Raw genomic sequence first — 21,063 nt, 5'->3', positions numbered from 1 at the left:
TTGCAGGAAAGTCCAGGTAACGTACCTCAGCCTTGCCTCAGTGCTGCTGCAAATGCCCATAAAGCTTGGCATACAGACCACCCTCGGCGATCAACTGCTGGTGGTCGCCATCTTCGGCGATCTGCCCGCCGTCAAACACCAGGACCCGGTCGGCCTGCTTCACGGCCGACAGGCGGTGGGCGATGATCAACGTGGTGCGGTGGCTGAGGAATCGCGCCAACGCCTGGTGCAGGTTATATTCGGTGGCGGCGTCCAGCGCCGAGGTGGCCTCGTCGAGAATCACCACCTTGGGATCGGCCAGCACCATTCGCGCGATGGCCAGGCGTTGGCGCTGGCCGCCGGACAGGCGAACGCCGGAACGCCCGACAATGCTGTCCAGGCCATTGGGCAGCTCGCGCACCGTGTTGTGCAATTGCGCGATTTCCAGGGCGTTCCAGCAAGCCTCGTCGCTGCGTTCACGGCCCATGGTCAGGTTGGCCCGCACCGTGTCATTGAACAGCGCCGGGTGTTGCAGGACTACCGCGACATTTTCCCGCACGGTCTCCAGGCCGATCTCCTGCTGGGTCGAGCCACCGAAGCGAATGGTCCCGGCCAGCGGCGTGTACAAGCCCAGCAGCAATTGCACCAGGGTGCTCTTGCCGCCCCCGCTGGCGCCGACGATCGCGACCTTTTCACCGGGAGCGATCGACAGGTTCATCTGGTTCAACACCAACTCGTCACCGTAGCCGAAACTCAGCCCCTGAACTTCGATGCCCACGGTCTGGCGACCAATGAACGGGTCGACGCCGTTCGGGTACTGCGGCTCATCGGCGCGCGACAGCAGTTCATTGATTCGCGACAGCGCGCCGCCGGCGGCGTAGTAGGCGTATTGCAGGTTGAGCAGTTGCTCGACCGGACCGATCATGAACCACAGGTAGCTGAATACCGCGAGCATCTGGCCGATGGACAGGTCGGAAAACAGCACGGTCAGCATGGCCGCCGCACGAAAAATATCGATGCCGAACTGGAACAGCAAACCGCTGGCCCGGTTCGAGGCATCGGTTTTCCATTGCGAGTTCACCGCGTAATCCCGTACGTCCCGGGCGCGTTGCCCCAGACGACCGAGGAAAAAACCCTGGCGGTTACCGGCACGCACTTCCTGGATCGCATCCAGGGTTTCGGTCAATGCCTGGGTGAAGCGCGAGGTGCTGTCGTTCTCGAGTTTCTTCAGGTGCTTGACCCGCTTGCCCAGCTGCACCGTGGCGTAGATCACCAGCGGATTGAACAACAGGATCAGCAGCGCCAGTTGCCAGTGCATCCACACCAGGATTGCCGCGGTGCCGACCAGCGTCAACATGGCCACCAGGAAGCGGCTGAGGGTTTCGCCGACGAATTTGTCCAGGGTGTCGAGATCGGTCACCAGGTGCGTGGTCACCGTGCCGCTGCCCAGGCTTTCGTATTCCCCCAGCGAGATGCGCTTGAGGCGCTCGATCAGGCGGATGCGAATGCGGTAGACGATGTCCTTGGCCAAGGCGGCGAACAGGCGCGCCTGCACCACGTTGAACAGCAAGGCCGCGCACCGCAGGGCCAGGGTCACCACCAGCATCAGGCCGATGTAGCCCGCGGCTTTCTGCCAGACCTGCGGCAGCGCAAGGTTCATGATTTTCAGCGCGGCGTCACCGTGCCCCAGCAACACTTCGTCCACCAGCAATGGCAGGAGCAAGGGAATCGGCACGCTGCACAGGGTCGCCAGCACGGCCACGCCGTTGGCGATCCACAGGGATTTCTTGTGATGCAGGGCCAGGCGACGGATTTCTGCCCAGCTCAGCCGGTCGACACGCTTTACGGCTGGAGTGTCGTCGGGCTGGTCATGCACAGGCGGCGCGCTCCAGCCAGCGGCCTAGCAAGGGAGACAGGACACTGAGGGGCTGATAGCCATTGGTCAGCAACGCCAATTGACCATTGCGCTGAGCCAACAACGTCGGGAAACCGGCAATGCCCAGGTCCTGGACCCAGGTGAAATCGGCAGCCGTCGCGGCGTGCGTATCGGCACGGTCGAAAGCGGCGGCGAACTCGATGCGCGGCACCCCGGCCTGTTCCGCCAACTCGACCAGAACGCTGGCGTGGGTGACATCGCGACCTTCGGCGTAAAACGCACGCTGGATCAACCCGAGCAGCTTCCACGCGCAGTCCGGTGCCAGGCCGCGTGCCGTCACCAGCGCCCGACAGGCGGGTTCGGTGTCATAGACAAAACCGTCGGGCAAGGCACCTTCAAGCTTGAAGGGCTGGCCAGTGGCCTCGGTGACGGCCTGCCAGTGCTCGAGAATGTAGCGGCGGGTGGTCGGCTCCAGCGCCGAGCCACTGCCGGTGCGCAAACCACCCACCACCAGGTGTACATCCACGCCGGCGGCTTGCGCCTGCTCGACCAATGCGTTGGCAACCGGCGCGAAGCCCCAGCACCAGGAACACATCGGGTCCATCACATAGAGCAGGCGCGCAGACATGGTTCAGGCCTCGGTGGATGTTTGCTTGTAGTTGTAGCCGATCGGGTGCGGCATGTTGCGAGCCTTGGCCAGTTCGATCTGCTTTTGCCGGTCGATGGCGCTGCGACGGGTTTTCTCGCTCAGCGTATTCCAGCAATGCGGGCAACTGATCCCGGCGACATAATGCTCGGACACGCGGTCTTCAATGCTGACCGGTGTGCGGCAGGCATGACATTGATCGTAGTCGCCTTCGCTCAGGTCGTGGCGAACCGTCACGCGGTTGTCGAACACGAAGCAGTCGCCCTGCCATTTGGTTTCTTCCTGAGGCACCTCCTCGAGGTATTTCAGGATGCCACCCTTGAGGTGATAAACCTCGTCGAAGCCCTCGCTGAGCATGTAGCTCGAGGCTTTTTCACAGCGAATGCCGCCGGTGCAGAACATCGCCACCTTCTTGTGCACGGCAGGGTCGAAGTTGGCTTTGATGTAGTCGGGAAATTCGCGAAAACTGGTGGTTTTCGGGTCGATGGCGCCTTCAAAGGTGCCGATCGAGACTTCGTAGTCGTTGCGGGTATCGATCAACAGCACTTCTGGATCGTTGATCAGCGCGTTCCAGTCCTGTGGCTCGACGTAGGTGCCGACCTTTTTGTTCGGGTCCACGCCCTCGACGCCCAGGGTCACGATCTCTTTCTTGAGCTTGACCTTGGTGCGGTAGAACGGCTGTTCGTCGCAGTACGACTCTTTGTGGTCGATGTCGTCCATGCGCGGGTCGTTCTTGAGCCAGGCCATCAGCCCGTCGATGCCTTCGCGGCTGCCGGACACGGTGCCGTTGATGCCTTCTTCGGCGATCAGCAGCGTGCCTTTGATGCCGTTGTCGACCATGGCCTTGAGCAGGGGCTCGCGCAGGGCGACGTAATCTTGCAGGGTGACGAACTTATACAGTGCCGCCACGACAATCTGTTGTGTCATGGGTAAATCTCCAGGTGGCTACCCTCGTAAGGGGTGAACCGGATGCGAAAAAAAACGCGCCGCAGGAGCGGCGCGTTGGACATTCTAACAAAAATTACGCGATCCCTGTAGGAGCTGGCTTGTGTAGGAGCTGGCTTGCCAGCGAAAGCGATCTTAAGGACGCCTTCGCTGGCAAGCCAGCTCCTACAACAAGCCAGCGCCACAAGGCGTGTCAGGTTTTGCTGCCACCGGCACAGGTCGGCGAGGCCGGAGCCGCGTCGATCTGCGCCCATTCCTCAGGCGTGTAGGTGTGCAACGCCAACGCATGGAATTCGCCCATCAGCTCGCCAAGCGTGCCGTAGACCTTCTGGTGGCGCTTGACCCGGTTCAAGCCCTCGAACTGCGCACTGACCACCACAGCCTTGAAATGGGTTTGCAACCCACGACTGTGCATGTGGCTTTCGTCCAGCACCTGCAAATGCTCAGGCTGTAACAGGCCCAGCGTCGATTCGATACGTTGTTGCATGGTCATGCCGAACTCCGCTTAAGGCTTTTTCTTGGCTGGAGCGGCGGCGCCTTTCGGATCCAGCTCGGCCGTCATGTCAGCCAGCAGTTTGTTGACCACAGGCACCGCGCTTTCCAGCTTGGCCTGGGTCATCTGGGCCGATTGCTGGGTCAGCTGCGGCATTTTCTCCAGGACTTTCTTGCCCAGTGGCGACTGGTAGAACGCGACCAGGTCCTTGAGCTCCGATTCGGTGAAGTTGGTGGTGTACAGCTTGACCATGTCCGGTTTCAGCTTGTTCCAGCCAATGGCCTGGTCCAGAGCGGCGTTGGCCTTGGCCTGGTAGGTTTCCAATACGGCTTTTTTCGACTCGGGGGCTTTGGTTTGCTGGAAGCGCTGGGCGAACATCTGCTGTACTTGCATGTACACCGGAGTGCCCAGTTTGTCGGCATGCGCCAGGGTCAGGAAAGCCTCGGCACTGGCGTTGTGGCTGGCGGTATCGGCAAAAACAGGGCCGCTGGCGCAGACCAGTGCAACCGCGGTACAGATGGCACGAAGACGAGTCATCGAGTTTCCTTTTCTAGCAGGCGAGGTAAAACCCCAAGGACGTCCATTCTGCGCCTAAAAAAGTGTGTCACTCAACCCCAAGCCTTGTCGCGCCTGATTTAGAGGGGTTGAATGGGCAGAATCAAGACTGATGGAACCACGGCCGTCGATCACGGCCTAAACTGCGCAATCAGACCTACAGGAGTGTGCATGATGAGCCGAATCGAAACCGACAGCCTGGGCCAGGTGGAAGTCCCTGATGAGGCCTACTGGGGTGCTCAGACGCAACGCTCGCTGGTCAACTTCGCCATCGGCGACGAACGCATGCCGCTGGCGGTACTGCACGGCCTGGCGCTGATCAAGAAAGCGGCGGCACGGGTCAACGACCGCAACGGCGATCTGCCCGCCGACATCGCCCGGCTGATCGAGCAGGCGGCCGACGAAGTGCTCGACGGCGAGCATGACGACCAATTCCCGCTGGTGGTCTGGCAGACCGGCAGCGGCACCCAGAGCAACATGAACGTCAACGAAGTGATCGCCGGACGCGCCAACGAACTGGCCGGCAACCCCCGTGGCGGCAAGTCGCCGGTGCACCCCAACGATCACGTGAACCGCTCCCAGAGTTCCAACGACTGCTTTCCCACGGCCATGCACATCGCCGCCGCCCAAGCGGTGCAACAGCGCTTGCTGCCGGCGATCAGCGAACTGTCCGGTGGCCTGGCCGAGCTATCGGCTCGCCACATGAAACTGGTCAAGACCGGCCGCACCCACATGATGGATGCCACGCCGATCACCTTTGGCCAGGAAGTCTCGGCGTTCATCGCCCAGCTCGATTACGCCGAACGGGCGATCCGCAGCTCGCTGCCGGCAGTCTGTGAACTGGCCCAGGGCGGCACCGCGGTCGGCACCGGGCTGAACTCGCCCCATGGCTTCGGTGAGGCCATTGCCGCGGAACTGGCTGCCCTTTCCGGCTTGCCGTTCATCACCGCGCCGAACAAGTTCGCCGCCCTGGCTGGCCACGAGCCACTGACTACCTTGTCCGGCGCGCTGAAAACCCTCGCCGTGACCCTGATGAAAATCGCCAATGACTTGCGCCTGCTCGGCTCCGGCCCGCGCGCCGGCTTTGCCGAAGTGAAACTGCCAGCCAATGAACCGGGTAGCTCGATCATGCCGGGCAAGGTCAACCCGACCCAGTGCGAAGCGCTGTCGATGCTGGCCTGCCAGGTCCTGGGCAACGACGTGACCATCGGCTTCGCGGCGAGCCAGGGCCACCTGCAGCTGAACGTGTTCAAGCCGGTGATCATCCACAACCTGCTGCAATCGATCCGCCTGCTGGCCGACGGCTGCAGCAACTTCCAGCAGCATTGCATCGCGGGCCTAGAACCGGACGCCGGGAAAATGGCTGAGCATCTGGAACAAGGGTTGATGCTGGTGACCGCGCTGAACCCGCACATTGGTTATGACAAATCGGCGGAGATCGCCAAGAAGGCCTATGCCGAGGGGCTGACCTTGCGTGCGGCGGCGTTGCAACTGGGGTATCTGACGGATGAAGAATTTGATGCCTGGGTCAGGCCTGAGAATATGCTGGAGGCTGGGGCCAAGGGCTGAGCTTTTTAGCGCCTGATAGTCCGTCATCGCGGGCAAGCCCGCTCCCTCAGGTTTTGTGTCGATTGCAAAATTTGTGACCGACTCCGGTCCCTGTGGGAGCGAGCTTGCCCGCGAAGAACGATAACGCGGTCTAACTGACCGCCATTCGGGCTTTTCGCGCCTTCAACCCGGCAATCAACGACGGCCCCAATGCCACCAGCGCCGAGCCCAACACCACCAACACCGCCCCGCCATAACCCAGGCCGTTGATGGTCTCGGCGTGTACATACTCCGGCCACCACCAGGCGGCCACGGCCACGGCGGCAAGGGTCACCAGCGGCGTGATCGCCAGGGTCGCACTAACCCGCGACGCCTCCCAATGCGCCAGCGCCTCGGCAAATGCGCCATAGGCAACCAGGGTGTTCATGCAGCACGCCAGCAGCAGCCAGCCTTGCACGGGAGTCAATTGCAGCGCCTCCAGCGGATGCACCCACGGCGTCAGCAACAGCCCGCAGAACAGGTAGATCACCATCATCACCTGCAGCGAATTCCACACGGTCAGCAACTGCTTCTGGCCCAGCGCATAAAACGTCCAGACCGTGGAAGCCAGCAACACCAGCAGCACACCGGCGGTGTAGTCGCTCAACGAGGTCAGCAGTTCGCTCAGGCGTTGGTTGAAAAACAGCACAAAGCCGACCAGCAACACCAACAAGCCGACCCCCTGCCCCAGGCTGAAGCGCTCCTTGAACACGAACACACTGGCGATCAGCAACATGATCGGGCCCATCTGCACCACCAGTTGCGCGGTACCGGGGCTTAGCAGATTCAAGCCCATCAGATACAGCACGTAGTTACCCACCAGCCCGAGCACCGCCATCAGCACCAGCCAGCCCCCGCGCGGGCCGAGCACCTTGCGGCTCGGCAAACGCCGGGTCGCGGCCAGGTAGATGAACAGGCAGCCACCGGACACCATCAGGCGAAACCAGGTCACGGTGACCGGGTCCATCACCAGCAGCACCTGCTTGAGCTTGATCGGCAGGATTCCCCACAACAGCGCGGTCAGCAAGGCCAGGAACAGCCCATAAACCCAGCGACCCGATGAAATGTGCATGCGAACCCCAATCCGGAAAACAAGTAGCGCCATTCTAGGCGCTGACTCGCTTCGGACACAGGGACAGTTGAGGACTGGCCGCGAATGAAACTGTGCAGGTCGCAGTAGTTATCTAGTGATCCAGCGGCCCCATCGCGGGCAGGCTCGCTCCCACAGGGATCTATGTGACGCTGATCCAGTGTGGGAGCGAGCCTGCTCGCGAAAGCTATCTGACAATCAATACAAATCCTGAAGACCTACCGTACCGCCTCGAACAACCCGGTCGCCCCCATCCCACCACCCACGCACATGGTAACGATGCCGTAGCGCAGGTTGCGCCGCTGCAGCTCGCGAACGATATGCCCGACCTGGCGCGAACCGGTCATGCCGAACGGGTGGCCGATGGCGATCGAGCCGCCATTGACGTTGTACCGGTCGTTGTCGATCTCCAGCCGGTTACGCGCGCACAGGCACTGCGAAGCGAAGGCTTCGTTGAGTTCCCACAAATCGATATCGCCGATGTGCAGGCCCTTGGCCTTGAGCAATTTCGGCACCGAGAACACCGGGCCGATGCCCATCTCGTCCGGTTCGCAGCCCGCCACGGTGAATCCGCGGAAGAACGCCTTGGGCTTCAAGCCCAGCGCCAGGGCTTTTTCCAGGCTCATCACCAGGGTCATGGAGGCGCCGTCGGACAGCTGCGACGAGTTACCGGCGGTAACCGAGCCACCCTCGGCAAACACTGGCTTCAGTCCGGCCAGGCTTTGCAGGGTGGTCTCTGGACGGTTGCAGTCATCGTGATCGACGACGCCTTCGAGAACCTGGACCTGGCCGGTGGCCTTGTCTTCAACCCGGTACTTCACCGCCATCGGCACGATTTCATCGTCGAACAACCCGGCGGCCTGCGCCTGGGCGGTGCGCTGCTGGCTTTGCAGGGCATACAGGTCCTGTTCTTCACGGCTGACGTCGTATCGACGCGCGACGATTTCGGCGGTCTGGCCCATCGGGAAGTAGATCCCGGGCACCTGCTCCTTGAGCAGCGGATTGATCAGGTGATCGGTGTTGATGCTTTTCATCGTCAGGCTGATGGACTCGACGCCACCGGCGACGATGATGTCGCTGCAACCGGAAGCGATCTGGTTGGCGGCAATGGCGATCGCCTGCAGGCCCGAGGAGCAGAAACGGTTGAGGGTCATGCCGGCGACGCCGATGCCCAGGCGCGACAATACCGCGACGTTGCGCCCGATGTTATAGCCCTGGGAGCCTTCGTTGGAGCCGGCACCGACGATGCAGTCCTCGACGCTGGCCGGATCGATGCCGGTGCGCGCCAGCAAGGCGTCGACACAATGCGCCGCCATGTCGTCGGGACGGGTCATGTTGAACTTGCCGCGAAAGGATTTGGCCAGGCCGGTCCGCACGCTGTCGACGATCACCACTTCACGCATGGCATACCTCATTGTTGTTGTCGGTTGAGAGTGGCTCGAGCATAAGCCCACTCAATTACCGACCGCGACAATCATTCATCCCGTGTATGCGTAACCATCGCCCGGTTACTTGCCCTTGTGCTTGTCCGTCTTTTCGAACGCCTCCTCCAGTGCGCGGTTGATGGTGCGCAACACCTTGACCCGCGCCCAGCGCTTATCGTTGGCCTCCACCAGGGTCCAGGGTGAGATCTCCGTGCTGGTGCGGTCAACCATGTCGCCGACGGCGGCGCGATAGTCGTCCCACTTGTCGCGGTTGCGCCAGTCGTCCTCGGTGATCTTGAAGCGCTTGAACGGGATGTTTTCGCGCTCCTGGAAGCGTTCCAGTTGCGTCTGCTTGTCGATGGACAGCCAGAACTTGACCACGATCACCCTGGCGTCGCTCAGCTGTTCCTCAAAGTCGTTGATTTCACTGTAGGCGCGCAGCCAGTCCGCCGGGGTGCAGAATCCCTCGACACGCTCAACCAGCACCCGGCCATACCAGGAGCGATCGAACACGGTGAATTTGCCTCGTGCCGGAACATGCCGCCAAAAACGCCAGAGATACGGCTGCGCCCGCTCCTCCTCGGTGGGCGCGGCAATCGGCACGATGCTGTACTGACGCGGGTCCAACGCGGCGGCAACCCGGCGAATCGCCCCACCCTTGCCCGCCGCGTCATTGCCTTCGAACACCGCGACCAGTGCATGACGGCGCATGCGCTTGTCGCGCATCAACCCGGAAAACCTCGCCTGCTCCGTGATCAGCTGCTCTTCATAATCGTCCTTGGACAGACTCAAGGTGAGGTCGAGGCTGTCCAGCAGGTTCAATTGATCGACACTGGGGAACACGGGGGCGGCGTTGACTTTTTCCGGGCGGATTTTCGGCCTTTTCAGGGCGATCTGCAGGCCTTCGAGCAGAATCTTCCCCACCACCAGGCTGCGATAATGCGCATCCATGCCGGCGATAACATGCCACGGCGCATAGTCGCGGCTGGTGCGACGCAAAACCCGCTCACCGTATTTCACAAAGCGGTCGTAGGTTTCGGACTGTTGCCAGTCCAGCGGGCTGATGCGCCAGCTGTGCAACGGGTCGTCGGCCAAGGCCTTGAGACGTGCCTTCATTTGTTTCTTGGACAAGTGGAACCAGAACTTGAAGATCAGCGCGCCTTCGTCACACAGCATTTTTTCCAGGCGTTCGGCGGCGTTGATACTTTGATCGAGCCTTGGGTCCTTGATCACGCCGTGGACCCGTGACTGCAGCATCTGGCTGTACCAGTTGCCGAAGAAGACGCCCATGCGGCCCTGGGCCGGGAGCATCCGCCAATAGCGCCAGGCCGGGGGCCGCGCCAGCTCTTCATCGGTTTGCTGATCAAAGGTGCGGACCTCGATCAGGCGCGGGTCCATCCATTCGTTGAGCAACTTGACCGTCTCGCCCTTGCCGGCGCCTTCGATGCCGTTGATCAGGATGATCACCGGAAAGCGGCTCTGCTGGCGCAGTTCGAATTGCGCGTCGAGCAAGGCTTCACGCAGGGCCGGCACTTCGGCTTCATAGGTTTCTTTGTCGATGGCGTGGTCGATTTCAGCGGATTCGAACATGGGCGGCTCCCTGGCAGATGTGAGCAAGACTAGTGGATTGACCTCTCCTGCGGGGGAGAAATCCCATTTTCATCGCTGGGGCCGTTGCAGGCCTTGCCATGGATCAAGCACCCCACCCGCGATCGGATAGAATGAGCGCCTTGCCGTTACCGAGCCTGCCATGAAACCTGTAATACCCCATGCCCAGATCGACTGGGACGACCAAGGTCTCCCGCGCTCGCGGGTGTTCGACGATGTGTATTTTTCCGACCTGTCGGGGCTGGACGAAACCCGCTACGTGTTCCTTGAACAGAACGCTTTGCGTGAACGCTTTGCCGCATTGCCGGCGGGTGGTCGACTGGTGATTGGCGAGACCGGCTTCGGCACCGGATTGAATTTCCTCTGCGCCTGGCAGTTGTTCGAGCAGCAGGCGCAGGCCGGTGCTCGACTGCATTTTGTCAGTGTCGAGAAATACCCTCTGAGTCTGCCCGACTTGCACCGAGCGCTGGGGTTGTGGCCGGAACTCAAGCCATTCGCCGATCAACTGCTGGCGCAATACCGGGCGATCCACCAGGGTTTCCAGCGCCTGGTCCTGGATAACGGCCGCGTCACGCTCACCTTGCTGATTGGCGATGCCCTGGAGCAATTACCGCAACTGGACGCGCAGATTGACGCCTGGTTTCTCGACGGTTTCGCCCCGGCGAAAAACCCCGACATGTGGACCGCCGAACTGTTTGCCGAACTGGCCCGTCTGGCGGCACCCGGTTCGACCATCAGCACCTTCACCAGTACCGGTTGGGTGCGCCGGCTGCTCAATGCAGCGGGCTTCAAGATGAAACGTACACCGGGCATCGGCCACAAATGGGAAATCCTGCGCGGCACGTTCCTCGGCTGGCCTGCAGAAGTCCCGATGCCCGCTGTAACCAAACCCTGGTTTGCGCGCCCGACACCGGCAAGCGGCGAACGTCGCGCCCTGGTGATCGGCGCCGGGCTGGCCGGTTGTGCAACGGCTGCCAGCCTGGCCGCTCGCGGTTGGCGAGTGAGTCTGCTGGAACGTCACGCTGCGCTGGCGCAGGAAGCCTCGGGCAATCCCCAGGGCGTGCTGTACCTCAAGCTTTCCGCCCATGGCACAGCGTTATCGCAATTGATCGTCAGTGGATTCGGTTACACCCGGCGCTTGCTCGAGCATTTGCACCGGGGCGTCGACTGGGACGATTGCGGGGTCCTGCAACTGGCCTTCAATGCCAAGGAAGCCGAGCGTCAGGGGCAACTGGCCATGGCGTTTCCCGAAGGCTTGCTGCATGTACTCGATCAAGCGCACGCCGAGGCTCGCGCCGGTATCGCGCTGCCCTCGGGGGGCCTGTTTTACCCGGAAGCCGGCTGGGTGCACCCACCCGCTTTGTGCCAATGGCAAGCCGGGCAATCGAACATCGAGCTGCTGACCCACCACGATGTGCTGGAACTGCGCCGAGTGGACGGAAATTGGCAAGCCTGGGATGGCGACAGGCCGCTGGCCGATGCCCCCACCGTGGTACTGGCAGGCGCCGCTGAGATCAAGCGATTCACCTACAGCAGCGAGTTGCCGCTCAAGCGCATTCGCGGGCAGATCACCCGCCTGTCCCAAACCCCTGCAAGCCAGTCGCTGAGTACCGTGGTGTGCGCCGAAGGCTATGTCGCGCCGGCACGCCTGGGCGAACATACCCTGGGGGCGAGTTTCGATTTCAACAGCGACGACCTGACCCCGACCACTGCCGAACATCTTGGCAACTTGCAGATGCTCGAAGAAATCTCGCTGGATCTGGTCGCCCGGCTCGGCGCGGACGTCCTGCAGGCCGACGAACTTGAAGGTCGCGCGGCGTTTCGCTGTACCAGCCCGGATTACCTGCCGATTGTCGGCCCATTGGCCAACAGCCAGGCGTTCGCCGACGCCTACAGCGCATTGAGCAAGGATGCCCGGCAAACCCCGGACATCCCCTGCCCCTGGCTGGAGGGCTTGTACGTCAACAGCGGCCACGGTTCCCGAGGACTGATCACAGCGCCTTTGTCAGGCGAATTGATTGCCGCGTGGCTGGATGACGAACCGCTGCCGCTGCCCAGGGCGGTGGCGCAGGCCTGTCATCCTAATCGTTTCGCTTTGCGGCGCTTGATACGCGGCAAGGCTTGAGGCGTTCAATCCAGGGCAAAGCAAGTCTTTGACTCGTCGGCCTTCATGGCTGCCTCGGTCAGGCGTGTGAACAAATCGCTCTCAGCGGTTTTCAATTCATCGGCGATGCCGTCGACCGTGGTGCGATAATCCGCACCCAGCGTCGCTTCTTCTTCAAACGCCGTCTGCATGCGGACGTGAAAAGGCGCGGCCAGGTCGGTGAACTGCTGACCATGATGCTGTCGCAAAAAGTCACTCCAAAATGTACGGCCGCTCAGGTAAGTCGATAATTCGGTGGACAATTCGGCGGTGAGGACCTTGCTGTAGGCCTCATCCAGGTTCTTGGTCGTTACGCCGCTGATCGATGCATAGCGCATATGCCGGGGTTGACCGACCAGTTCGAGCTTGTCGGCCAGGCCGGTGCGATAGGCCAACTCCACTTCCACCGGATCGAGGCTGAGATCGGCCTGGGCATGTTCCCGGGCTAGCTTGGCCAGGTAATCCAGGCGGAACAAGCGTCGCCCTAGACTCAATAGTCGAGCGGCCTGATCATGGGCATTGACGGACAGTCGAACCACCGAGTCGATATCCACGGCCACCTCAAGGTTACTGAAGATAGTGGCCGCAGAATCAGCGCAATGGGCTTTCACCGCCATCGCCAGCAATTGATCGCACAACGCCGAATCCGTCTGAGTCGCCTCAATGACATTCCACACCCGCCGGGTCATGTCTTCGTGGACAAAGCGGCTATCTCCCGTACTGCCAACTTCGGCCAGCAGTTCAAGGAATCCCTTCGAACCGGGTTCGTTTTTCAGCGCCAGCCATTCACGATTACGACTGGCATAGGTCTGTTCAACGGTTTTTGGCATCCACAGGTCCCGAGCTCTTTGCTCACTGACCACCTCGGGTTTATCGTCCAGCAGCCCCATCCCGATGCCAGTGTTGTCGCGATAGGTTTCCAGCAGCGTACGGCTTGCTACGGATATCGGGTTATTGCGCAGACTGATCGTTTCGGCCAATCGCCGAGGGACCTGAAACAGCCAGGCTGGCAATTCACTGATCTGGTTACCACGCAGGTCCACGAAGTCCAGATACGGCAAGCGGGAAAGCCCGACGGGCAGTTCCGTGGCATGGGTATCGCCCAGGAACAGGGCATGCAGATCCAGCATTTTGCTGACATCGATCGTGGCACCCAATCGGTTGCCGGTGAGCCCCAACGTGCGCAACTTGCGCATCTCGGCCAGTTTGCGCAACGTGTGTTCGGTCAGTGCTATCCGATTAGCGTCCAGCCTCAAGTGCTGAAGGTCGGGCATATGCGACAGCACTTCAGGCAATCGCGTGAGTTGATTGCGGTTCAATTCCAGACTGACCAGGCCTTTGAACGGCTTGAGGAAATACGCCAGTTCATCGCCGGCCTGCATGTCCATGATTGTGAGGCTGCGCACATGGGCGACATCTTCCTCGGTCAGGGTCGGTAATGGGCCCACCGGGTTGCGCGTCAGCGTGAGCGAGGTGAAGGACTGATGTTGCGGCCAACGCATAGGCGCTATCCGGCGCCAGCAGTTTTCGATGGCCACGGCCACCTGACGACGGCTGAACCGGATATCGTTGAGTTGCCCCGGCAGTGTCTTCATTTGCACTTCATCGTCACGCCAGTTGTGCAGCACCTGGCGCAGTTTCTTCAGTTGCTGCTCCAGTTCCTTGATTCGATTCGCCCGCTGCGTCTGGGTACTGCCGGCTTTGTCGAGGAACGCCGATACCTGGGCATCGGTGGACAGTGGGTAGAGTTTTTTTACTTTACGAATCATGCCCTTTGCATAAGTACCGGCAGCGGGTGGATCGGCCTGGACACAGGCAGAAAGGTGTTTCGGCGTTTCACTGCGTTCACCCCGAACCAGCCGCCCGGTGCGCGCCGGGTCACCCGTGGCGGCCCTTGTCAGGCGTGATCGTAGCGTCGGGACATCCAGCGTATCGGTGCCGGTGAAACCCATGCGCAGACGTTGGGAGGCAGGCAATGCATCCAGTATCGACTCCAGCAGCGTTTCGCTCTCCAGAGTGGAAGACACATTGCCATCGCTGTGGGTGACCTGATAGCGGGTGGACGTCTTGACGATCACTGCGCGCGATTGCGCATTAGCGTCGCCCACGCTATCGAGCAAGGTGCCGGTCACTGATCCCTGTCGTACTTCAATCCGTACGCCGTCATTCCAGCCTTGCACTCGACTCATCAGCCCGAGCGCCAGTTTGTCGGTATCGGCATTGGCCAGGCGCGGCAGATGCAGCCCCGTGAGCGCACGATCTTGCCTCAATGCGGCCCGCGCCTCACGGACCTGCCGGGCGAGATCCATTCCAGGGATCCTGCGATCGCGAAGAAAGCTTCGATCCCTGGCAGAGGCGTTTTCCAGCAACTCCTGGCACACGCGCACAGGAAGATCAGGGGCGTGTTCGCGCAGTGTCGCGACATCGCCAGTGGCGGTGCCGTCCCAGGTTTTATAGAGCCACTCGAACAGCGGTTGGCGATTGCCCTTGAGGCTTGTCGCAATTTTATTTGCCAACAGCTGCGATTTCGATTCAGTCGTCGTTTTACCGATGATGCCCTCGATTTCTTTCGGGTAGAGGCCATTGATCGCGGTATCGAGCAGTTGTCCGCCATCCAGTTGCCTCTGACTGACGTGCACGCTGTTGACGTCATCATTGTGTGGGGCTGTCTCGGGGAAGCGGGACACGACCAGGCCTTGCTCGTCGCGCACTTCGATGAAGCGCTCCTGCGGCCAGCCGGGCAGCCTCGGCAACGTGTGCAGTTGTTCCTGGAGGAAATCCGTATTCGCGGTCTCCCCCTGCTCCATCGCTGCGACCAGCGAGGTGATGCGCCGCTCGATCCTGAAACGCTCGACACAGTCGTTCAGCCGCTGCGGTAGCTTGAGGTTGCTTTCATGTAGACGGTGCAATTCTTCAGGCGTCATTTCGGTGATTTCGGCAATCTTTTCCAGCTCACTGCCAAGATCGCCGAGGCGCGGATCGGTGCGCTCCAATGCGTAACCACCGTCGTGCCACTCGTGCGCGTGCTCATAGACATGCCGCCAGCCACCTTGCGCGTTGCGCTCGACGGCAGGCTGGAATGCGTCAGATCGCACAGGATGATTGATGATCCATGCCGACCCCGCAGTATTGCGGGTCACTCTATAGGGCGCTCCATCCATGACGATCGACGTCTGTCCGGCATGCCGGTAGAGGCCTTGCGAATCAGGTTGCGCATCGGCTGCCCGTGTCGTGGTCTGCTTATAAGGTTCGAGGTCAGGTTTCCATAACCTTGCCTTGCCATCCGTGCGGGTGACGGCCTCGAAACCGTCGAAGAATGCAGCCTGCTCTTTCACGCTCTTGCTCACGGCTGTCGCGATTATTTTGCTGCCTGCCGCAAATGCCGCCATTTGCGCCAGGTTTTCCACGACGTTCAGCAAATGGGACAACGCCTGCGTTCGCTCACCGTGTGTCCAATCCAGCACACCTTCGTACACTTCGCTGACGATATCGACTGCAGCCACCGCCAGCATCAGCTGGCCAATCACCGGGACGAAAAAAGAGGCTGCGTTCAATAGCACAAGACCTGCATCGCGCAATACCTGAAGGGTTTTTTTCCGTTGTTGCGCATCGACGTCTTCGGTCGGGACAGCCAGGATTCGTGCGTCTTCTTGAATCTTGCTGACAAAGGAGCTGAAGAAAAAATCGGCGAGACAGGTATCGGCGGGAGTGGCCGTCAGCGTTCCCAAGTCCCTGCCCCTGTCAAACCCGGTAAAAAACCCGGTCTTGTCATGGCCATGCAGGTACTGCCCAACGAAAAACTTCCTGTAGCTTGTGCTTTGCAGCTTGAGGGTGAGGTAGGTCTTGAAGTCATCCAGCGACGCGTATTCGTACAGCGGTCGACGAGGTTCGTTCGGCATGTAAACCACGCACCCGGCCGTCGCGTCGGTATCGATGGAGACGTTGCTGAACACCAGGACCCCACAAATGCAGGCGTCATGAATCGTCAGGCCTTGCCAAAGCACCGGTGCGCCATCAAACAGGGCGCCCCTGGTTTGAGTCGCCGGCACATCCTGTTCGAGCACACTCAGCAGCATCGTATAAACGGCGTGGGTGATGTCCTTTTTCAGGTAGGCCACGTGCAGTGCGACCTGCATGTCCAGCACCTTGAGCCGCCGGATGTCCGCGGTGCCAGCCCGATCGTCGACAGGCGCACCCTCTGCAGGCTTGGTCGGTAATGCCAGGGTTTCAGTGATGTGGCGTTGATAGCGGGTACCGAGGTCGAGCTCACGACAGAGCGTTGCGAATTTTTCAGCGGTGACTTCATTAGCCGTTTGAGCCTTTTTATTGATTCGTATCACTGCGCCCGCCAGACCGCCGCCGGTCCTCCCTTCCTCAGCAGAGAAGTTTTCCATGGCCGCCTGGAGCAGGCTGCGTGAGACGGTGTTTTCATTAATCAGGTAGCCGACCGGGAACAGTCCCGTTGAGGCGAAGGTTTGTTTTGTGATTTCCAGGGTGTCGCGTTCGACGTCGACATCGATCTTCCATTTCGCCTTGAGGCCGCTGGTCAGTTGTTCTTTACAGAACTCGTCCAACGGCTTGAGCTGTTCAAGCGCGGTCGAGACCTTGCCATGAGTCCGAAACGACTGCTCGAACGCAGCGCTTAACGGCTGCACCACATTCAAGTCCGCATTGACCAACCATGACGGAATGGACGCTTGCAGGACTTCAGCCTTGTCCAGATCGCCGGCATGTTCCAGTAAAACCTCCAGACGTTGTGCGGGGGTCAAGGGTACTGCCGCGGAGGCGTCCCTGGGTGTTGTAGCTAGCATGAGCAATATCCTTATTGCATGGGGAGACGCTCAGTTTATGAAGCATGTCGGGCAATTGATAACGCGAAAAGCGGAACGAATCGGGAGGAGTCCAAACAGCTTCTCCTATGCATCCCAGCATTAATTACCACCTCGGCAATGCACACGTGTGCACCCCTGCCATTCGCCGCAAACGTCAGCTTATAACCCATCGTTCTAAAACTCCCACTACCGAGGCGGGTCAGTTTCTGAGTACCCGCCGTTTTGGCGGCGTATCGATAGCCCCTCCCCAACGGAAAAACCGGTAAGGAACTTATGTGCGGATTAGCTGGCGAGTTACGTTTTGACCATCAACCTGCAGACCTTGCAGCCATTGAGCGAATCACCCATCACCTGGCACCTCGAGGCCCCGACGCCTGGGGTTTTCACAGCCAGGGGCCGATTGCCCTGGGCCATCGCCGCCTGAAAATCATGGACCTGTCGGACGGTTCGGCGCAGCCGATGATCGACCAACAACTGGGACTGTCCCTGGCCTTCAACGGCGCGATCTACAACTTCCCGGAGCTGCGCAGCGAACTTGAAAGCCTGGGTTATGCCTTCTATTCCGGTGGCGACACCGAAGTGCTGCTCAAGGGCTTTCACGCCTGGGGTGAAGCGCTGCTGCCGAAACTCAACGGCATGTTTGCCTTCGCCATTTGGGAGCGCGACAGCCAACGCCTGTTCATCGCCCGCGACCGCCTCGGCGTCAAGCCGTTGTACCTGTCGCGCACCGGCCAGCGCCTGCGTTTTGCCTCGGCGTTGCCAGCGTTGCTCAAGGGCGGCGACATCAACCCGATTCTCGATCCAGTGGCGCTCAATCATTATCTGAATTTCCACGCCGTGGTTCCGGCGCCGCGCACCTTGCTGGCTGGCATCGAAAAACTGCCACCGGCGACCTGGATGCGCATTGAAGCGGATGGCCGTACCGAGCAGAAAACCTGGTGGACCCTGCCCTACGGCCCACACGACGATGAGAAACATCTGACCCTCGAGGACTGGCGTGACCGCGTGCTCGACAGTACGCGTGACGCAGTAGCCATACGCCAACGTGCCGCGGTCGATGTCGGTGTGCTGCTGTCCGGCGGTGTCGATTCGAGCATGCTGGTCGGGCTGTTGCGGGAAGTTGGCGTGGAAAACCTGTCCACTTTCTCCATCGGTTTCCAGGATGCCGGCGGCGAGCGCGGCGACGAGTTCCAGTACTCGGACCTGATCGCCAAACACTACGGCACCCAGCACCACCAGCTGCGCATTGACGAAAGCGAGATCATCGAACAACTGCCGGCCGCGTTCCGCGCCATGAGCGAGCCGATGGTCAGCCACGACTGCATCGCCTTTTACCTGCTGTCCAGGGAAGTGGCCAAGCATTGCAAGGTGGTCCAGAGCGGCCAGGGTGCCGATGAACTGTTTGCCGGTTACCACTGGTATCCGCAGGTCGACGGCGCCAGCGATCCGTACGCGGCGTATCGCGAAGCCTTTTTCGACCGCAGCTACGACGACTATGCCGCCACCGTGCAGCCGAAATGGTTGACGGCCAATGACGCTGCTGGCGACTTCGTGAAGGAACATTTCGCACAGCCCGGTGCCGACGCCGCGGTAGACAAAGCCCTGCGCCTGGACAGCACGGTGATGCTGGTGGACGACCCGGTCAAGCGCGTCGACAACATGACCATGGCCTGGGGCCTGGAAGCGCGCACGCCGTTTCTCGACTATCGCCTGGTGGAATTGTCGGCGCGGGTGCCGGGCAAATTCAAACTGCCCGACGGTGGCAAGCAAGTCTTGAAGGAAGCGGCGCGCCTGGTGATTCCAAGCGAGGTGATCGACCGCAAGAAGGGTTACTTTCCGGTCCCCGGTCTCAAGCACTTGCAGGGCGACACGCTGAACTGGGTGCGCGAACTGCTGCTCGATCCGAGCCAGGATCGTGGTCTGTTCAACCCCGCCATGCTCGACCGACTGCTGACGGACCCACAAGGTCAATTGACCCCATTGCGCGGCTCCAAGCTGTGGCAACTGGCGGCCCTGAACCTGTGGCTAAGCGAACAAGGAATCTGACCGATGAAACCTCACGCCACGGCTATCAGTCAGCGCTTGTTGCGCGGTCAGGCGCCCTCCTACGAACGCTTGCAGGCGCGCCTGGCCGAAGACGGCAGCGCCCTGGGCGCCGAGCCAATTGCCGTGCATTGCGGCTGGGGCCGCTTGCTGATCGGCCATACCTTCGCCGATGCCGCTAGCCTGGCCCGGGAGTTGCTCAACGAGCAGCCGGGTGAGCGCGATATCGCCCTCTACGTCGCCGCGCCCCAGCAAGTGCTGGGGCTGGAACCGACCCAACTATTCCTCGATCCGTCCGACACCTTGCGCCTGTGGTTCAGCGATTACCGCCAGGCCACCCGGGTGTTTCGCGGGTTTCGCATTCGTCGCGCCCAGAGCGACGCCGACTGGAACGCCATCAACCAGCTTTACCACGCACGAGGCATGCTGCCGATCGACCCCTGCCTGCTGACCCCCAGGCACCTGGGCGGCCCGGTGTACTGGCTGGCGGAAGACGAAGACAGCGGCGCGGTCATCGGCAGCGTCATGGGCCTCAATCATCACAAGGCCTTCAACGATCCGGAAAACGGCAGCAGCCTGTGGTGCCTTGCGGTCGATCCGCGCTGTTCGCGGCCCGGCGTCGGCGAGGTGCTGGTGCGGCACTTGATTGAACACTTCATGAGTCGCGGGCTGAGCTACCTCGATCTGTCCGTACTGCACGACAATCGCCAGGCGAAAAGCCTTTACGCCAAGCTCGGTTTTCGCAACCTCTCGACCTTCGCCATCAAGCGCAAGAACGGCATCAACCAGTCGCTGTTTCTCGGCCCGGGTCCTGAAGCAAATTTCAATCCGTACGCGCGGATCATCGTCGAAGAAGCGCACCGTCGCGGCATCGATGTCCAGGTCGATGATGCCGAAGCCGGCCTGTTCACCCTCAGCCATGGTGGCCGCCGGGTCCGCTGTCGCGAGTCTCTCAGCGACCTGACCAGCGCCATCAGCATGAGCCTGTGCCAGGACAAGAGCCTGACCCATAAAGTGCTCACGGCCGCCGGCCTGAACTTGCCAGCGCAGCAACTGGCGGGTAACGCCGATGACAACCTGGCGTTTCTCGACGAACACCATCGGGTGGTGGTCAAACCGCTGGACGGTGAACAGGGACAAGGGGTGGCGGTGGATCTGCGGGCCATTGAAGAAGTCCAGCAAGCCATCGAGGCGGCCCGCCAATTCGACAGCCGAGTGCTGCTGGAAAGTTTCCATGAAGGCCTCGACCTGCGGATTCTGGTGATCGGCTTTGAAGTGGTGGCCGCGGCGATTCGTCGGCCAGCCGAGGTGGTGGGCGATGGCCAGCATTCCATCGGCGCGTTGATCGAAGCCCAGAGTCGGCGGCGGCAGGCGGCCACGAGCGGCGAAAGCAGGATCCCGCTGGATCATGAGACCGAACGCACCGTGCAGGCAGCGGGTTACGACTACACCAGCATCCTGCCGGCAGGGGAGCATCTGTTCGTACGGCGTACGGCGAATCTTCATACCGGCGGGATTCTCGAAGATGTCACCACGATCCTGCATCCCACGCTGGTGGATGCCGCGGTACGCGCGGCGCGGGCGCTGGACATTCCCATGGTCGGACTCGACCTGATGGTATCTGCCGCCGATCAACCGCAGTACGTATTCATCGAAGCCAACGAGCGCGCCGGGCTGGCCAATCATGAACCGCAGCCGACGGCCGAGCGGTTTGTGGATCTGTTGTTTCCGCACAGTCAGCCGGCTGTTTCTTAATTGTGGTGGCTGAACGGCCGCCTTCGCAGGCAAGCCAGCTCCCACAAGGTTTTGTGTTTGACCTGTAGGAGCTGGCTTGCCAGCGAA

13 protein-coding genes are annotated in these 21,063 nt (G+C 61.0%); 4 read left to right on the top strand and 9 right to left on the bottom strand.

All coding sequences use genetic code 11. The features are described 5' to 3' along the window. Positions 1 to 37 precede the first annotated feature (37 nt). From ACYP2Q_RS15465 to ACYP2Q_RS15445, 5 genes are all read right to left on the bottom strand, one after another. Positions 38 to 1,855 (bottom strand): ABC transporter ATP-binding protein, encoded by a 1,818-nt coding sequence (locus ACYP2Q_RS15465; protein ID WP_459731241.1) that lies wholly within the window; start codon positions 1,853 to 1,855, stop codon positions 38 to 40. Next, positions 1,848 to 2,483 (bottom strand): DsbA family protein, encoded by a 636-nt coding sequence (locus tag ACYP2Q_RS15460; RefSeq protein ID WP_459731240.1) that lies wholly within the window; start codon positions 2,481 to 2,483, stop codon positions 1,848 to 1,850. The genes ACYP2Q_RS15465 and ACYP2Q_RS15460 overlap by 8 nt, the downstream gene beginning before the upstream one ends. 3 nt (positions 2,484 to 2,486) lie before the next feature. Beyond that, on the bottom strand, positions 2,487 to 3,428 hold the full coding sequence (gene trhO / locus ACYP2Q_RS15455; RefSeq protein ID WP_459731239.1) for an oxygen-dependent tRNA uridine(34) hydroxylase TrhO: 942 nt from the start codon (positions 3,426 to 3,428) through the stop codon (positions 2,487 to 2,489). A 211-nt stretch (positions 3,429 to 3,639) separates the two neighbouring features. Continuing rightward, positions 3,640 to 3,939, bottom strand: a complete 300-nt coding sequence (locus ACYP2Q_RS15450; RefSeq protein WP_459731238.1) for a BolA family protein — start codon at positions 3,937 to 3,939, stop codon at positions 3,640 to 3,642. 12 nt (positions 3,940 to 3,951) lie between these two features. Continuing rightward, positions 3,952 to 4,476 carry a DUF2059 domain-containing protein gene (locus ACYP2Q_RS15445; RefSeq protein ID WP_274073013.1) on the bottom strand — a complete coding sequence of 175 codons (525 nt, stop codon included), beginning with the start codon at positions 4,474 to 4,476 and terminating at the stop codon, positions 3,952 to 3,954. 192 nt (positions 4,477 to 4,668) lie between these two features. Between ACYP2Q_RS15445 and ACYP2Q_RS15440 the strand changes: the two genes are divergently transcribed. Continuing rightward, positions 4,669 to 6,063, top strand: coding sequence for a class II fumarate hydratase (locus ACYP2Q_RS15440; protein ID WP_459731237.1), 1,395 nt, complete (start codon positions 4,669 to 4,671; stop codon positions 6,061 to 6,063). 130 nt (positions 6,064 to 6,193) lie between these two features. Here ACYP2Q_RS15440 and ACYP2Q_RS15435 read toward each other — a convergent pair whose 3' ends face one another. The 3 genes from ACYP2Q_RS15435 to pap all read right to left on the bottom strand — a co-directional run bounded on the left by ACYP2Q_RS15435 (position 6,194) and on the right by pap (position 10,185). After that, positions 6,194 to 7,153, bottom strand: coding sequence for a DMT family transporter (locus ACYP2Q_RS15435; RefSeq protein WP_459731236.1), 960 nt, complete (start codon positions 7,151 to 7,153; stop codon positions 6,194 to 6,196). A gap of 236 nt (positions 7,154 to 7,389) precedes the next feature. Beyond that, positions 7,390 to 8,574, bottom strand: a complete 1,185-nt coding sequence (locus ACYP2Q_RS15430; protein ID WP_459731235.1) for a thiolase family protein — start codon at positions 8,572 to 8,574, stop codon at positions 7,390 to 7,392. Between the two features lie 105 nt (positions 8,575 to 8,679). Further along, positions 8,680 to 10,185, bottom strand: a complete 1,506-nt coding sequence (pap, locus tag ACYP2Q_RS15425; protein WP_459731233.1) for a polyphosphate:AMP phosphotransferase — start codon at positions 10,183 to 10,185, stop codon at positions 8,680 to 8,682. A 160-nt stretch (positions 10,186 to 10,345) separates the two neighbouring features. Between pap and mnmC the strand changes: the two genes are divergently transcribed. Then, entirely contained in the window at positions 10,346 to 12,328 is a 1,983-nt protein-coding gene (mnmC, locus tag ACYP2Q_RS15420) for a bifunctional tRNA (5-methylaminomethyl-2-thiouridine)(34)-methyltransferase MnmD/FAD-dependent 5-carboxymethylaminomethyl-2-thiouridine(34) oxidoreductase MnmC (RefSeq protein ID WP_459731231.1), read from the top strand. Positions 12,329 to 12,333: 5 nt separating this feature from the next. On the opposite strand, the gene ACYP2Q_RS15415 is transcribed toward mnmC, so the two are convergent. Next, the gene (locus tag ACYP2Q_RS15415) at positions 12,334 to 17,004 is read right to left on the bottom strand and encodes an NEL-type E3 ubiquitin ligase domain-containing protein (protein ID WP_459731432.1); all 4,671 of its coding nucleotides are present in this window, start codon (positions 17,002 to 17,004) and stop codon (positions 12,334 to 12,336) included. Positions 17,005 to 17,451: 447 nt separating this feature from the next. Between ACYP2Q_RS15415 and ACYP2Q_RS15410 the strand changes: the two genes are divergently transcribed. Beyond that, positions 17,452 to 19,224 (top strand): N-acetylglutaminylglutamine amidotransferase, encoded by a 1,773-nt coding sequence (locus ACYP2Q_RS15410; RefSeq protein ID WP_459731229.1) that lies wholly within the window; start codon positions 17,452 to 17,454, stop codon positions 19,222 to 19,224. A 3-nt stretch (positions 19,225 to 19,227) separates the two neighbouring features. After that, entirely contained in the window at positions 19,228 to 20,976 is a 1,749-nt protein-coding gene (ngg, locus tag ACYP2Q_RS15405) for an N-acetylglutaminylglutamine synthetase (RefSeq protein WP_459731228.1), read from the top strand. The last annotated feature ends 87 nt before the right edge of the window (positions 20,977 to 21,063 follow it).

This window comes from Pseudomonas sp. MHK4, from assembly GCF_054600775.1.
This window is presented reverse-complemented; position numbering and strand designations above follow the sequence as displayed.